This window comes from Flavobacterium artemisiae (assembly GCF_042678225.1).
In the GTDB taxonomy this organism is placed as follows: Bacteria; Bacteroidota; Bacteroidia; order Flavobacteriales; family Flavobacteriaceae; genus Flavobacterium; species Flavobacterium artemisiae.
The window spans coordinates 363,994-378,624 of the sequence record NZ_JBHUDZ010000018.1 but is presented as its reverse complement, the minus strand read 5'-3'; the positions used below and the strand labels follow the sequence as shown (position 1 = coordinate 378,624).

Sequence of the window (14,631 nt, the reverse complement as noted above, 5' to 3'; positions counted from 1 at the left end):
AATTAAATACATTAAAATGCAAGAAGGTACAGTAAAATTTTTCAATGAAGAAAAAGGATTCGGATTCATAACTCCTAATAATGGAGGGGCCGAAGTTTTTGTTCATGCTTCAGGTCTGTCAGAAAACATCGCTCAAAACGATGCAGTTCGATATGACGTAGAAGAAGGCCGTAAAGGTCCAAACGCAGTAAACGTAGTTGTAGCATAATATACTATCACAGTTAACTTATAAAGGCACCTCTAATCAGGTGCCTTTTTTGTTTTATGGATGTGGTGTATATATTATTAGTATTTATTTTTCAGGAGCTTTTCCCGCTGTAAGATGCACCCGAGCGAAAGCGAACTGGCGTAGCAATCTTTTGTGCCCAGCCTCGGGTCAATTGTATGTAATATTATTTTTTGGGAGCTTTTTCCCGCTATCCGTTTCAATCTTTTGTGCCGAACCCCGGCACAAAAGGATTTCACTGCATACGAGCGAAGCGAACTGGCGAGGCAATCGGGGCTAAGGGCTGCCAAAGAGCCCTGTTTTTGTGTTGGAGAGATGTACCATTCAAACCCAATTGATGTCTATCTATTCAACACAGGGAGTTGTCTCTCAGCTTTGCTGTACACTTAGCTTTTATACTGATATAATAAAACAAAGTATATTTCAGCTCTTTAGACTAATAAAAATTAGAAAGGTTATATAAAAAAGGCACCAATTGTCTTCAATTGGCGCCTTTTGGCTTGTTTGTGACCCCGACGGGACAAATTTCAACATTTTTTTTGGATGATTTTAAGAAATTGGCTTATTATATGTAGTTATCTGTCCTCCAGTGGCTTTGGTAATTTGATTTAGATGTCCTGTTGAGGATTTGTGGAAAATGTAGCATCAAAAAAATAAATATTATCCTGTTTTTATTAAAACCGCCTTAGCTTTTTTGTGGCAAAATCAGAAGCTGCTCCAATATTTGCATGGCACGATTTTGCCGGAAAAATTAGAATGGTCAAATATTTTGTTTCATTTTATAAGATGAAACGTATTTTTTTTCAGTTTGTAAGGGTAAGTAAACTTTTATAAATAATTTTAAATAACGATTTTGATATTAACTATTTAAAAATATTTTTATGAAAAAATCATTTCTATACCTTTCTATGTTTTTGTTATTACTGTCTTGTAAAAAAGAACAAAAAGTAATTGATAATAATAATGTATCTAAAGTCGAAGCATTATCAGATAATGATATTTCAGATGCCTATTTGTATCTGCTTGGGAGAGCATTTGTACTTAGACAACAGCGTCTTGATTTTGAAAAAGAAGGTTTTCAATGGAATAAAATTCAGTATCGCGCACCGGGTGGAGTTAACTGGGCGAATCCAAATTTGGACGTAGTCTATATGGAAGCCTGGATAGCGGTTGATGAGAATAATTATGTGATATTGGAAATTCCTAAAATTGAGGGACGTTATTACACCTGGCATATGCTAAATGGATGGGGAGAAACCATACTTAATATTAACGAGAGAACCTTTCCTCAAAAACCTTACGGTAAATATGCTTTATGCTTGAAAGGCAGTAATCCAAAAATACCGGGTGATGCACTTCGAGTTGATCTTCCCGTGAAAACATCGCGGGTTTTGGCGCGTTTGGAACTAGGTAAAAATGTTAAGGAGGCTGTAATTCTTGAAAAGCAGTTTAAAGTAATTGAAAGCGGTAAACCACAGATAAGGCCATTTTATAAGTTAGCTCACTTTACAAATGATAAATTGCCGGGAGCAGAACTATTTGATGACGCCAGTGGAATTTTAAACAGCGAGCCAGATATTAACAAAGGAATGGAAAATGTACGAGCTAAAGTTAAGGAGGTAGAAAAATTGGTAAAATCAGGAAGTGAAGCTAGAACCAGAGTGGATCAAATAATTAAACAGAAGTCATTAAAGGAGCTTGCTGAATTAATTAAAACGCCCGGAGAAAAACAGAATGGATGGTCGCATCCTGTTGGAATAGGAAATTATGGATCAAACTTTAAAACCCGAACCGTGGTTAATCTGGGAGGAATCTGGGCTAATAATTTACAAGAAGCTATTTACTTTATCAGAACGGGAAATGATGGAAGTGCAGTCTACACTCAGACTTTTGCTAAAAATGAGCTGCCTCAGTCCAAAGTAAAATATTTCTGGTCTGTGATCTGTGTTGACGGAAAAGAGTTTAAGGTGATTCCAAATCCTTTGAAAAGATATCTTTTAAATAATCAATCACCATTAAAATTCAATAATGACGGTTCACTGACTATTATTTATAGCCCTAAAAAACCTCAAAATTTGCCGGAATCCAACTGGATACCGACGCCTGAGGGTAAAAAATACAACCTAACTTTTAGATATTATGGACCATCGCAGGATATAATCGATGGCAGTTATTCCCCGCCGGATTTACTAAAGCAACAAACGCCAAAAATTAATTAACTATAATTATATGCTCTCGGGGCTAAGTTAATAAGAGTAGAAAAGATTTGCTTTTACTAATAATAGCAATAGCATAAAAAATGGCGCTAACTGTCTTCAATTGGCGCCATTTGGCTTTTTGTGACCCTCGACGGGACAATTTCAACAAAATTTATGGAAGATTTAAAGATATTGGCCTACTACATCTAGACGCTGTCTTTCATTGGCTTAGTAAATTTGGTTTAGATGTACTGTTGGGGATTATATGAAAAAAAAAATATTATCACAAATGAGTTCAAGAAAATATTATTTAATAATTTATTTAAAGTAAAAATAAACAGCCTTAACTTTTTGTGGCAAAAAACATTTTAGATTCAAATCAATTGCGACATAATTCTAAAAAAATCCATTTATAAGCATGTTTAAAATCGGTGCAGCAGCTGGAGTATTTACATGAAAGTAAATAATTCCAAATCATTTTGCCACAAAAATAAATTTTTATATTCAGATAGATAAATCAAACATTTTTAGCGCTATTTATATTTTTAATATAAGCAGAAGGTGTTTTTCCCATTGCCTTTTTAAATGCGATAGTAAAGGTATTTCTATTATTAAATCCGCTTTCTGCCGCAATAGCTTCAAGAGTTTGATTTCCATGATTATTGTTACTCAATAATTCGAGACAATATTTTACTCTATAGGAATTTATAAAGTCATTAAAATTAATCTTTTCAAATTCGTTAATGACAGCAGAAATATATTGAGCGGGAATACTAAGTTCTTGTGCTAACTGCTGTAAAGAATATTGTCTATCCAAATATGATTTATTTAAAGTAAGATGATTTTTAATGTTTATTGCAATTTCTCTCATCTTTACTTCTGACAAATACCGATAATTTTGGGGTTCTTTTTTGCTTTCATCTATTGAAAAAAGGGTAGAATTATATTCCGTTTCAGAAATTACAGCCTTACTATCTAAGAGCACGACACCTTTTATCCCGTATAATATTGGAGGAAATAAGAAAAGAAAAACTGCTGTTAAACCAGTGAATCCACCTATGAATAGAAATACCGTAAGTTCATCATCTCCACCTCCAGGCTGTAAAATGTGTAACGAAGGAAGAAAAAGAAATACTTGTGATAGCAGAAAAATAGTCAGCCACTTTAGCCAAACTCCATTTTCTTTTTTAAATTCTGAGTTTTTAACTTTGTAAAGTTTTATCAAAAGTATGGATTGTAATACCCAGTAGGTAAAAGCCAGAACATATTTAAAAACTATATAAAAGCCAGGTACAAAAAATCTGCTTTCATAAAAAAACAAAACCATTTTACTCAATTGTTTAGAATGCATGAAAGCTATTTTTTCCGATCCTGCCAACCAAAAAAAAGGGAAATAGTCTATTATATATATCAAAGCCGGAATGAGATGTATAAAATCTATTTTGGTTAATGCTCTATTGGTTACAACTGATCTAATATATAAATAAGAGGCAGGCATATACAAAAGATGCGCTATCATGCCTGTTCTGTAGACATGTGGTAAATATTCGAGAAATCCAGTGTTGATTAGAAATAATATAAAACACGGATAGGATAATAACAAAAAAAATATAGAAAGGAGAATGTTATATTTCTTTGTTTTCGGGGAATATCCAATTAATAGAATAGAAACTAAGAAGCAAATAATAATTACTACCGCTACACAAGCTGAAAATATCGAAATCATATTGGATTGGTTTTGGAAATTTTAACATGCTAATACAGAGCTTCTCAAATTTAGTAAAATAATTTTTAATCTCTTTTCAATTTTAGTTTGCCAATAATGATAAATCTTGGCAAGGATTCAGATCCAAAAAATAGTATTCAGAACGCTTTAATCTAATTTTAACCTTATGTAATTACGCTAAACAATAGTTTCTTGTTCCATATTATAATATGCAACATCAACATTAGAGAGGATTTATATTCTTAAGCGTAACTTTATTATCCCAAAGTTTCCTCAGCTATACCTGCAATTAAATTGATTCAAATTAAAACGTAATTTTTATGAAAGTACAAATCAAACTTTTGCTATTGTTGTTTTTATGTAATACTATTAATTCTAACGCTCAGGAAATTTTACCATTTCGTCCAACTCCAACGGCAAGTCAGGCAGGGCGCACAATTGATGAATCTGTTTATAAAAACAGAACTGTGCAATCACACCTTCCTAAAGATGCCCCAAACATTTTAATTATTTTAATTGACGATGCAGGTCCAGGTTTACCAGATACTTATGGAGGAGAAGTGCATACACCAAACTTGACCAAAGTGGCTAATAACGGTGTTTCATATAATAGATTTCATTCTACAGCTATGTGTTCGCCTACACGATCATCTTTACTGACAGGGCGTAATCATACACGTATTGGAAACGGACAAATTACAGAGCTGGCGAATGATTGGGATGGATTCAGCGGCGTTATTCCGAAAACTTCTGCCACAGTTGCTGAAGTTTTAAAACAATATGGATACAGTACTTCGGCCTTTGGAAAATGGCATAACACGCCAGGAGCCCAAACAAGCCAGGCAGGACCGTTTGAATTTTGGCCCATCGGTTATGGATTCGAATACTTTTATGGATTTCTTAGTGGAGAAACATCTCAATATGAACCAACTTTAGTTAAAAACACAACATTTGTAAAATTGCCTAAAACTGCCGAAGAAGGTTATAGCCTTTCTGATGATTTAGCAGATAATGCGATTGAATGGATTCAAAATCATCAGGCAATTCATCCTGAACAGCCTTTTTTGATGTATTGGGCTCCGGGTGCAGCACACGGGCCACATCAAGTACCAAAACAATGGATCGACAAGTATAAAGGAAAATTTGATGATGGCTGGGATAAATACCGTGAAAGAGTTTTTGAAAAACAGAAAAAACTTGGATACATACCTTCAAATGCAAAATTAACGCCACGTCCTGATAATTTAGCTGCGTGGAATGCCATTCCCGAAAGCGAAAAGCCTTTTCAAAGAAAATTAATGGAAGTGTACGCGGGATTTGCTGAACAGGCAGATTATGATGCTGGACGAGTTATCGATGAGTTAGAAAAAATGGGTATTAAAGACAATACGCTAATATTTTACATTTGGGGGGATAATGGTTCAAGTGCAGAAGGAATTAATGGGTCTATCAGTGAATTGCTGACACAAAATCAAATTCCGTCTAAAATCGAAGACCATATTAAAACAGCAAACGAATTAGGAGGTTTAGATGTTTTAGGATCTCCAAAAGCTGATAACATGTATCATGCAGGATGGGCTTGGGCGGGATCTACTCCTTTTAAAGGAACAAAACTTTTAGGAGCTTATTTTGGAGGAACCAGACAGCCTTTGGCAATTTCATGGCCTAAGAAAATAAAAATTGACAAAACTCCGCACGCGCAGTTTCATCATGTGAATGATGTAGTTCCCACTATATATGAAGCTATCGGAATTAAGACTCCAAATATTGTAAATGGTTATAATCAGGATCCTTTTGATGGTGTGAGTATGCTATATTCATTTAACGACGGCAAGGCCAAAGATCAAAAGCATACACAGTTTTTTGATATTATGGGTAGCCGGGCAATATACCATGATGGGTGGATGGCTTCGACATTTGGGCCTAGAGTTCCCTGGCTTACTATAACGCCTGGATTGGCAGCTTGGACACCAGATAAAGACAAGTGGGAACTTTATAATTTAGATGATGATTTCTCTCAGGCAGATGATTTATCAGCCAAAAATCCCGAAAAATTAAACGCTTTAAAAGAGCTTTTCCTTATTGAATCAGCTAAAAACAATAATCTTCCAATTGGAGGAGGATTATACCTCGCACTTCATCCTGAGGCTTTACCAATTAATCCTGCAACGGAGTTCAACTATACAGGAAACATTACAAGACTTCCAGAAGTGGTTGCACCAAAAATAGCAACAGTTGCCAATACCATTACAATTGATGCTGAAGTTCCTAAAGATGCTAATGGAGTATTATTGGCATTGGGAGGATATTCCGGAGGTTTAAGCATTTATGTAAAAGATGGAATATTGTACTATGAATATAATATGATGGAAATTGATCGATCTATAATTAAAGGAAATACAAAAATACCCGAAGGTAAAGCAAAAATTGTAATTGATTTAAACACAACTAAACATTCACAATATGCCCATTTAAATTCAGCAAAAGTAAATATAAGTGTAAATGGCAAAGTTTATGCAACAGGTAATGTTCCTATACTTGTTAATCTTGGATTTACGGTATATGAGTGCTTAGATATTGGAACTGATTTAGGTTCTCCTATATCTGAAGCTTACTTTGAAAAAGCTCCTTTTGCTTTTAACGGAAAAATTAATAATGTAAATATTAGGTACAAGAAAAAGTAAATGTTAACTAAAACTATAGATTACAAAACACTTTGCAAAATTAAAATGTATTGCGTTACTGTTTTTAGCGATTAATGTATCTGACGCACAAGAATTTTTTACCTTTTCAAACAACACTATCGGCAAGTAACGCCGGCGGAAGATAAACCATTTTTTTTTCCTCAATTTAGGGACAATTAATAATCGAAAGTATAAAAGTTGAAAATTCAAGTAATGGTAAATTGATTAACGATTTTTAAAATAAGATTTTATTATTTGTAATTGAGCTATTTGTAATTGAGCAGAAATTGAAAACATCTAGGATATTAAAGAGTCATAATTTTTCTTCTTTTATTGGTATTTGAATTCTATTAAGTTAAAATCTATCTTATCTTTAGTGTAAATGAATATGTTTTTTGTTTTGATAGGGGGAAAGAATACGGAAGGTTATATGAATGAAAGTTACTTTGTCTAAAAGTGTAAATAAAAAAAATGGCGCCAATTGGCGCCATTTGGCTTTGCGGTGACCCATAAAGGACAGATTACAAAATATTTTATGAAGGATTTGAACAGATTGGCATACTGAGACTGTCTTTCATTGACTTTATAAATTTGGTTTGGCTATCCTGCTGGGGATCGATGGAAAAGTTATTGAATAATCCATTTAACAGAACATACTGTATTAATTTTTTATCATAAAATTTGATGGCAGCTCCAGTATTGTCGTTTATTTTGACCCGCCATTTATCGAATTATGATAATTTGAAGGAGTAAGTTGTAAATGTTTCCCGCCTAAGAGCTATAATTTTGCACTCATTCAAAATTGACAATATAATGAAAAAGCACGAAAAGAAAAGAATCAATGAAATAGATAAAGCGCAGCATTCAATAAAAAGAAAAAGCATGATGATAAATGTGATGGTTTTTTCGATACTTTCGTTTATAGCGGTGCTGCTCATTACAGTTATCCTTTAACGGCATTTGCCTGCGATTTGTTTAGCTTTAGTTTGCCGATAAAAGAATTTTACAAAATTTCTGACCGTCAATAGACGCCTTTAGGCGGCAAGGGCTGCTAATGGCATTTTTTAGGAGCTTTTTCCGCTATTCCGTTCTGATCTTCTTGGACCTGAGTGCAAAAAGATTTACGCTGCTATCACAGCTAAGCAGCTGACGGGATAGTTTTATGGCAAATAGCGGAATATGCAATATGCTGTTCTTTGGAAATATTAAATAGTTTACCAATTGGCGATCCTAAATGAGTTTTTCGTAAAAGCACTGAGCCCGAAATAAATCGGGCCCCTTATAATCAAATTCTATTGCAGTTCTAAACCTTTGGAATCATTCGTGATTAAATCCGTTTCTTTTTGCTATCTTATGCTAAACTTTCTCCTATAAGAAGGCGGGTGCTGAGAACAACCCTGTTCCAAAGATTGATGGTAATTACGGCTGTTATTATATCGGCTATCTGGGTTTCGCTGAAGAACTGCAGGGCCTTTGAGTAGGTTTCATCCGTTAGGCCATTCTCATGGATCAGCGTTATTTCTTCGGTTACCGCCAGCACTGCTTTTTCCTCTTCTGTAAAAATATCCCCCGCTTCCCTCCAGGCACTCAAGAGAAAAATGCGCTGGTTTGTCTCGCCGTTTTTAACGGCATCCTGGGTATGGATGTTGATGCAGTAGGCACAGCCGTTGATCTGCGAGGCACGTATCTTTATGAGTTCTTTGGCTGTCTTGGATATGGAAATCTTTGAAAGGTAGCTTTCAAGGCCGATCATAGCTTTCAGTGCATCCGGGGCGGCCTGCTTGATGTTAAGTCTTTTTTGCATGGTATTATTCTTTTAAAATTGTTTCATGCAAAATTGAATAATAAGAAAAGGAAAAAACTTAAACTGGTTTAAGAAAGAAGCCTTCTGCGGATTTCGCTCAAATATTCGGGGGTGAATCCCAGATAGGAAGCGACCAGGTATTGGGGAACGCGCTGGATGAATTCGGGGTGGTTTCTGACAGCCTGAAAATAAAACTCTTCCTTGGAGAAAGAGAAAAGAAATTTGATGCGTTTCTGGGCCGCTGCATAAGCCCGCTGGTAGACAAAACGGAAATAGCGCTCCATTACCGGATACTCCTCCAGGAGCTTCTGCTGCTTCTCCGAAGTGATGTAAAGCAGCGTTGATTTTTCCACTGCCTGAATAAAAAATTCCGTCGCGAGCCGGTTCTCGTAGGCAAAGTTATCGGTGAGCCACCAGGTTTCTATGGCAAATTCAGTGGTCTGTTCGGTGCCTTTCTCGTTGATGTAGAATTTTCTGAGCAGCCCCTCCAGTACAAAATAATGATGCCGGCAGATCTGTCCCTGCTCCAGTAAATTTTCTTTTTTGACCGCCTCTTTGATGTCGAAGAATTTTATGATCTGCTCAAAGTCACTGTCTGAGACCTGTGCGAACTTGGCTATATGGTTTTTGAATATATTGTGCATCCGGAGTAAATGACATATTGTTTTTGACTGTTTGGCCAGCTTTTTAATCCGAATGGTGCCGCTGGCGTGCTGTCATGCAAATATAGCAATTAATAAGTTTTGTAATGTTTCGATCTTTAGTTTCGGGTGGTTTTATTACAGTGTTTTTAAGTTAATTTTGAAGCTTAATGCACCGTCCATTAGAACCTTATTTTTTCCAAATATAAAATAGCATAAAGCTGAATAAAGTTATTATACTGCTTATAAATATAAAGGATTCAAAGTTTGTTTCCGGGAAAGCGGCCGAGCGGGTCAGAAATATTCCCGCTAAAATTACTATTGTGATGCCGGCTGCGTAAGAAAGTACAATCTTCCCAAACCGGCTGCGCGCGATTTTTTTTTCTTTATAGTCCAGCGGGGACGGGGAAGGCTTAAAATGAGTTTCATCGAATTGAAAATTGAGTTTTTCCTGCAGTATATTAAGGGTGTACATCCGCGCATCGACCTCTCCATTCTCTATCCTTTGGATGGACCGCAGGCCTATGCCGCTGATCTGCGAGAGATGATGCTGCGTCCATCCCTTTGCCAGCCTTTGTGATTTAACAGATTCACCGATTTTAATTTTATCATACTGCATAATTGTACATGTCATTTAAACGCCATTTGTATGTGACGCCACTTATTTATTAAACAAAAATATAAGTTTGCCGTATTAATTCAATAAATTTATTATAATATGTTGGGAGTACTATTTTTAATCGTTTTATCATCAGTTACTGCTTTTCTTATGTATGGAAAACAGTGGGATGTACTGGGCATCTTACCTGCCGGAAAAAGGATGCGGTATTTTTTTATCAGTATGCTGCTGGTCGCAGTATTATGCTTTTCCACTATATGGATTGACAGCGCAATACGCCTTATCAGATGGGAAATAAAGGAGCCTGTTGATTTCTTTCTGTTGGAAGCAGCAGCACGTTATTATTTTATTGCGGCGTTAACCGAAGAACTTGTTTTCCGCGGTTTTCTGCTTTACGCGCTGGCAGAGGCTGTAAATGCAAAAACTGCCAGAATATTTTCAGCAATTTGTTTCGGATTTTATCATTGGTTTTCCTATGAAATGTTTGGAGCCGGTATCGTACCGATGATGTATATTTTTATTATTACCGGATTAGCAGGTTATGTATGGGCAGGTGCCTTTCTTAAATCCGGCACTATATGGCTTGCCCTTGGAATGCATTTCAGCTGGAATCTGGCCCAGGCTCTCTTTAAAGGGAAAGAACCCTACGGCTCGCTGCTATTTTACCAGGTTTCCAAAACCGGACTTTCAGATCTTAGCAATTTATTTTTGTCTTTGTTTACAGGTATTGTTCCAAGCATTGTGATGTATTTGGGATTGCATTTATATTTCACTGTAAAAAAAGTAAACTAGAATCACAGGCCATACTGTCACTTTGAATATTTGAGGCAGGTTAAATTTCCGACCTTAAACTAAATATTATTTAATAATTTTTATATTTGATAGGAAATACCAAAACATACTATTTTAAATTACAGGCCATGGAAAAGGGGATGAAGCTGAAGGTTCGAAAAGAGCTGGACGGCAAACAGCAGTCAAGTATTATTAAATTAAAAGGCAGTTTAATTGCAAAGGGCTACACGGAGATCATCCACATTTTGGACCAGGATGATGACTTTCATATCAATTCTTTTGAGATTGAGAATGGAAGTGACAGCGAGGTACGCGAATTCATTACAGCATTTATTGCAAGGGAAAAGCTTGAGGACAGTATATCGATTTTGAAGTTATAGGTGGACAGAATTGTGGATGGTTTGGATAAATAATATATTAGAATTTTTACCGGAATGTATTTGAGTGTCAGAATCGTCAATTGCATATAATTCTTTTTTAGGAGCTCTTCCCGCTATACGTTACAATCTTTTGTGCCGAACCCCGGCACAAAAGGATTTCCTCTCCTATCGGGGCTAGGGCTGCTGCAGCGCCCTGTTTTATTCCGGAGAACTGCTATTCGTCACGACTTTTTAACCTCTGACAATACATTAAATCTTTCAGATTTTATTGTTTTAAGATAAAAAGATTAGGAAATAAAATTTTAAATTTTGAAAATTTTATTTATAAAAATTTAAATCCAGAATCTCATATAAATATTAATCCTTTTAATGCATTGTTTGCGCTATTTTTTTCTGGTACGATTCCAATAAAGAAAACTGATGTGCTTTATCAGTACAGCAGCAGGTTACTTATTAAATTGTAGCATCAGTATGTGAAAATAGAGCAGTGAGATCCAAATTACACTTTGTATTGGGAATACATTTATTTCAGATTTCAGTACCATCCTGCAGCTTTAATGGAAGGTAGATGAGGAATTCCGTGCCTTCACCCGCCTTACTTTTTACCGTAATTTTACCCCCATGGTTTTCTATTATTTTTTTACAAAGAGCAAGACCTATTCCAGTTCCGGTTTTAGTGGTGTCTAATCTTTGAAACAGCTTAAAAACATGATCACTGTATTTGGGATCAAAGCCCAATCCATTGTCACGAAACTTTAATTCTAAATAGTCGGTACTCGTATCGTCACTAAAATCAAAAAAATCATTCGCCTGTGATTTAGGTATTATTGTTCCAAGGATAGAAATTATTCCCAGAGGCTTGGAAAACTTTAATGCATTAGTTATCAGATTTGAGAATAGCTGGTGCATCTGAATAGGAACAGCATATATTTCGGGTAGAATTGACTGCTCTATTTTAATATTTTTTTCCAGAATTGCAAGTTCGCAGTCTTCTTTCACATTATTGAGCACGTGGTTCAAGTCAGTCCAGCTGTACATATGCTGACCTTGTGCAATTTCAGAGTATGCAAGAACATCTTTAATCAGCACTGTCATCCGCTCGGCTGCTGATTCAATCTTATGGATATCTGTTAAGGCTTCTTTGTCCGTAATTTTACTGGCCAGCATTTCTGAGAAAATCCTGATTTTGCGCAATGGCTCCTGCAGGTCATGTGAAGCAATGTGGGCGTATTCCTCCAGCTGTTTGTTGCGGAATTCTATGTTTTTAGCGTGTTCCCTTAATTGGTCTTCCAGTAATTTTTTTTCTGTCAGATCCCTTGTAACCTTTGAGAACCCGATAACGTTATTTTCATCATCGTGAAGTGCGGTTAAAACAATAAATCCCCAAAATTTTTCCCCATTTTTCTTTAGCCTCCAGCCTTCATGGGTGGCTTTACCTTCAAGTTCGGCCTGCCTGATCAGCGACTGGGGTAAATTTCTTTCCCTGTCTTCATCGAGATAAAACAAACTAAAGTTTTTACCAAGAATCTCCTCTTCAGTATAGCCCTTTATTTTTTGTGCGCCTAAATTCCAGTTTTGCACATTGCCGTCCGTGTCAAGCATCAGGATGGCATAGTCTTCTACTTCTTCAACCATTTTATGATAACGATCCTCACTTTTTTGCAGGTCCAGGTTGTCTTGTATGACTTTCAGCTCTAGATGCTTCACTAAATTATCCTGGCTTTTCTGATTGCTTATATTGTGCTGCACCTGGCTCATTTTGTCGGACTTATCAATCAGCATAGTGATTATACCTGTCAATTCTCCCAGTGGATTTAATATTGGGGTACAGTGTGATTCCACGTAAAGGCAGACACCATCGGGTCTCTCAATTAGGATTTCTGCATCCTTAACGGCCGTTCTTTCCCGTATTGCCATCTGCATTGGATACAGATCAATATTTAAAATCGTTCCGTCAGGGTGATATATATTCAGTGACTGATAATAAATATCGCTACTTATTTCATGGGGCTTCTCCCAAAAATCTGCTGCCTTTTGGTTGAAGTACGTAATTTTTCCCTTGATATCACAGGCAAAAACTGCGGCAGGGAGAATTTCGAAAAGCTCAGCTGTATCAGCACTTATCTTTTCCATAGTATTATTTATCTTCATATAAGGATAAAGATAAGTGATTCTAAAACATTAGACAAATGTTAAAATTGGACGGCAGGCTCGTAGATTTCATTTTTTCCTTCGAGTAAGGCTTTAAGGAAAGTTACCAGACCGTTAAAACTGGCAGGCTTAACCAAATAGTGTGAGGCACCCAATCGACGTGTCTCCTCAATATCCTTACTGTGGGAAGAAGTGGTATAAATTATCACGGTGATATTGTCAATTTTGGGACGTTTTCGCAGTTCAGCCAGACAGGCACGCCCGTCCATAAGGGGCATATTAAGATCCAGGAAAATAAAATCCGGTGCATAATCAGCCTCCTCGTCCAATATTCTCAAGGCGCTTTCAGCTGACTCGGCAGTCATGCATTGGCAAGATGGATCAGCGGCATCTAAAGCTGCTGAAAAGATTTCCCTGTCGTCTTGGTCGTCGTCAATTAAAAAGCATTTCATAATAGTTAGGAACAATGTTTAAACAAGTCAATTGTATCAAATATACAAAAATATGCACCAAAAGAACCTGTAGTAACATAATCATGCATTGATACCTTTCATGATTGTTGCAATCCGCTATAAAACATTGGTGGTAAAACTGTTACCGGCATACTAAAAAAAATTAACGGCTTTAAAAATCAGGTATAGCTCCAAGTTTTTTTTAGAAACTGCCAAAATATTTGCTGAATGGCAGTTACGATTGAACCAATTGCTTAATTGCCTATGGAAGTAAACAAAATAGAGCTGATTCTACCTTGTTCTTGATGCATAAGCGTTATAATATGCAAATTGGATAATTTCAACTAATACCTCGGACCTGCAATTATATAAATTAACTCGCAGGTATATTGACCTTAAATGAAGTTATATTGTTACCTTGCTGCAGAAATAAATATAATTGAATTATGAATAAAAGCGGTCCGATAATAATTATAGAAGATGATGTGGATGACCAGCAATTCCTGGCAGATGTTTTTGAACAGCTTCAATATCCAAATGAAATTATTTTTTTTGGTGACGGAGAACAAGCTCTTAATTATCTTACTGAGACAACTGTGGAGCCGTTTATAATATTTTCTGATATCAATATGCCAAAGTTAAACGGTATCGAACTTCGGGCAAAAGTTCATGAGAACGAGGATTTAAGGATGAAATCTATTCCATATCTTTTTTTCTCAACAACAGCAGAACAAAAACATGTTGTTGATGCCTATTCCAAATCTGTACAGGGATTTTTTGTTAAGCCAGCGGAGCTTGGTAAAATGAAAGAAATGATAAAGAATATTGTTGAGTATTGGAATAATTGTGTTTCACCAAATTATGTGAAATAATACGTATATTTATTACAGTAAATTCGCAGGGCAGGTACTGAAATTGTGCTCGGCAGGTACTGATTTAATTTTGCGAATGTGATCCA

Annotated in this window: 13 protein-coding genes; 7 read left to right on the top strand and 6 right to left on the bottom strand. The window is 36.0% G+C overall.

The genetic code is table 11. The annotated features are described in order from the left end of the window. The first annotated feature begins 16 nt into the window (after nucleotides 1-16). Both ACFSC2_RS21475 and ACFSC2_RS21470 read left to right on the top strand, forming a co-directional pair. Nucleotides 17-208 (top strand): cold-shock protein, encoded by a 192-nt coding sequence (locus tag ACFSC2_RS21475; RefSeq protein WP_091490833.1) that lies wholly within the window; start codon nucleotides 17-19, stop codon nucleotides 206-208. Between the two features lie 926 nt (nucleotides 209-1,134). Further along, on the top strand, nucleotides 1,135-2,445 hold the full coding sequence (locus tag ACFSC2_RS21470; protein WP_379813145.1) for a DUF1214 domain-containing protein: 1,311 nt from the start codon (nucleotides 1,135-1,137) through the stop codon (nucleotides 2,443-2,445). 496 nt (nucleotides 2,446-2,941) lie between these two features. On the opposite strand, the gene ACFSC2_RS21465 is transcribed toward ACFSC2_RS21470, so the two are convergent. Next, the gene (locus tag ACFSC2_RS21465) at nucleotides 2,942-3,943 is read right to left on the bottom strand and encodes a helix-turn-helix domain-containing protein (protein ID WP_379813144.1); all 1,002 of its coding nucleotides are present in this window, start codon (nucleotides 3,941-3,943) and stop codon (nucleotides 2,942-2,944) included. 527 nt (nucleotides 3,944-4,470) lie between these two features. On the opposite strand from ACFSC2_RS21465, the gene ACFSC2_RS21460 reads away from it, so the two are divergent. Together ACFSC2_RS21460 and ACFSC2_RS21455 are read left to right on the top strand one after the other, a co-directional pair. After that, nucleotides 4,471-6,834 (top strand): arylsulfatase, encoded by a 2,364-nt coding sequence (locus ACFSC2_RS21460; protein WP_379813143.1) that lies wholly within the window; start codon nucleotides 4,471-4,473, stop codon nucleotides 6,832-6,834. Nucleotides 6,835-7,647: 813 nt separating this feature from the next. After that, the gene (locus ACFSC2_RS21455; RefSeq protein WP_379813142.1) at nucleotides 7,648-7,788 is read left to right on the top strand and encodes a hypothetical protein; all 141 of its coding nucleotides are present in this window, start codon (nucleotides 7,648-7,650) and stop codon (nucleotides 7,786-7,788) included. 397 nt (nucleotides 7,789-8,185) lie between these two features. On the opposite strand, the gene ACFSC2_RS21450 is transcribed toward ACFSC2_RS21455, so the two are convergent. The 3 genes from ACFSC2_RS21450 to ACFSC2_RS21440 form a co-directional block, all read right to left on the bottom strand. Next, nucleotides 8,186-8,638: a carboxymuconolactone decarboxylase family protein gene (locus ACFSC2_RS21450; protein WP_379813141.1), complete on the bottom strand. Its 453-nt coding sequence runs from the start codon at nucleotides 8,636-8,638 to the stop codon at nucleotides 8,186-8,188. A 68-nt stretch (nucleotides 8,639-8,706) separates the two neighbouring features. After that, complete coding sequence (locus ACFSC2_RS21445; protein WP_379813140.1) at nucleotides 8,707-9,282, bottom strand: Crp/Fnr family transcriptional regulator; 576 nt, start codon at nucleotides 9,280-9,282, stop codon at nucleotides 8,707-8,709. A gap of 187 nt (nucleotides 9,283-9,469) precedes the next feature. After that, nucleotides 9,470-9,898: a helix-turn-helix domain-containing protein gene (locus tag ACFSC2_RS21440; protein ID WP_379813139.1), complete on the bottom strand. Its 429-nt coding sequence runs from the start codon at nucleotides 9,896-9,898 to the stop codon at nucleotides 9,470-9,472. 99 nt (nucleotides 9,899-9,997) lie between these two features. Here ACFSC2_RS21440 and ACFSC2_RS21435 point away from each other — a divergent pair, with 99 nt between their 5' ends. Both ACFSC2_RS21435 and ACFSC2_RS21430 read left to right on the top strand, forming a co-directional pair. Next, the gene (locus tag ACFSC2_RS21435) at nucleotides 9,998-10,690 is read left to right on the top strand and encodes a CPBP family intramembrane glutamic endopeptidase (RefSeq protein WP_379813138.1); all 693 of its coding nucleotides are present in this window, start codon (nucleotides 9,998-10,000) and stop codon (nucleotides 10,688-10,690) included. 128 nt (nucleotides 10,691-10,818) lie between these two features. Further along, nucleotides 10,819-11,070 carry a hypothetical protein gene (locus tag ACFSC2_RS21430; RefSeq protein WP_379818706.1) on the top strand — a complete coding sequence of 84 codons (252 nt, stop codon included), beginning with the start codon at nucleotides 10,819-10,821 and terminating at the stop codon, nucleotides 11,068-11,070. A 528-nt stretch (nucleotides 11,071-11,598) separates the two neighbouring features. Here ACFSC2_RS21430 and ACFSC2_RS21425 read toward each other — a convergent pair. Then, complete coding sequence (locus ACFSC2_RS21425) at nucleotides 11,599-13,203, bottom strand: PAS domain-containing sensor histidine kinase (protein WP_379813136.1); 1,605 nt, start codon at nucleotides 13,201-13,203, stop codon at nucleotides 11,599-11,601. 59 nt (nucleotides 13,204-13,262) lie between these two features. Further along, nucleotides 13,263-13,673, bottom strand: a complete 411-nt coding sequence (locus ACFSC2_RS21420; RefSeq protein WP_379813135.1) for a response regulator — start codon at nucleotides 13,671-13,673, stop codon at nucleotides 13,263-13,265. Between the two features lie 446 nt (nucleotides 13,674-14,119). Here ACFSC2_RS21420 and ACFSC2_RS21415 point away from each other — a divergent pair, with 446 nt between their 5' ends. Next, the gene (locus tag ACFSC2_RS21415; RefSeq protein ID WP_379813134.1) at nucleotides 14,120-14,545 is read left to right on the top strand and encodes a response regulator; all 426 of its coding nucleotides are present in this window, start codon (nucleotides 14,120-14,122) and stop codon (nucleotides 14,543-14,545) included. The last annotated feature ends 86 nt before the right edge of the window (nucleotides 14,546-14,631 follow it).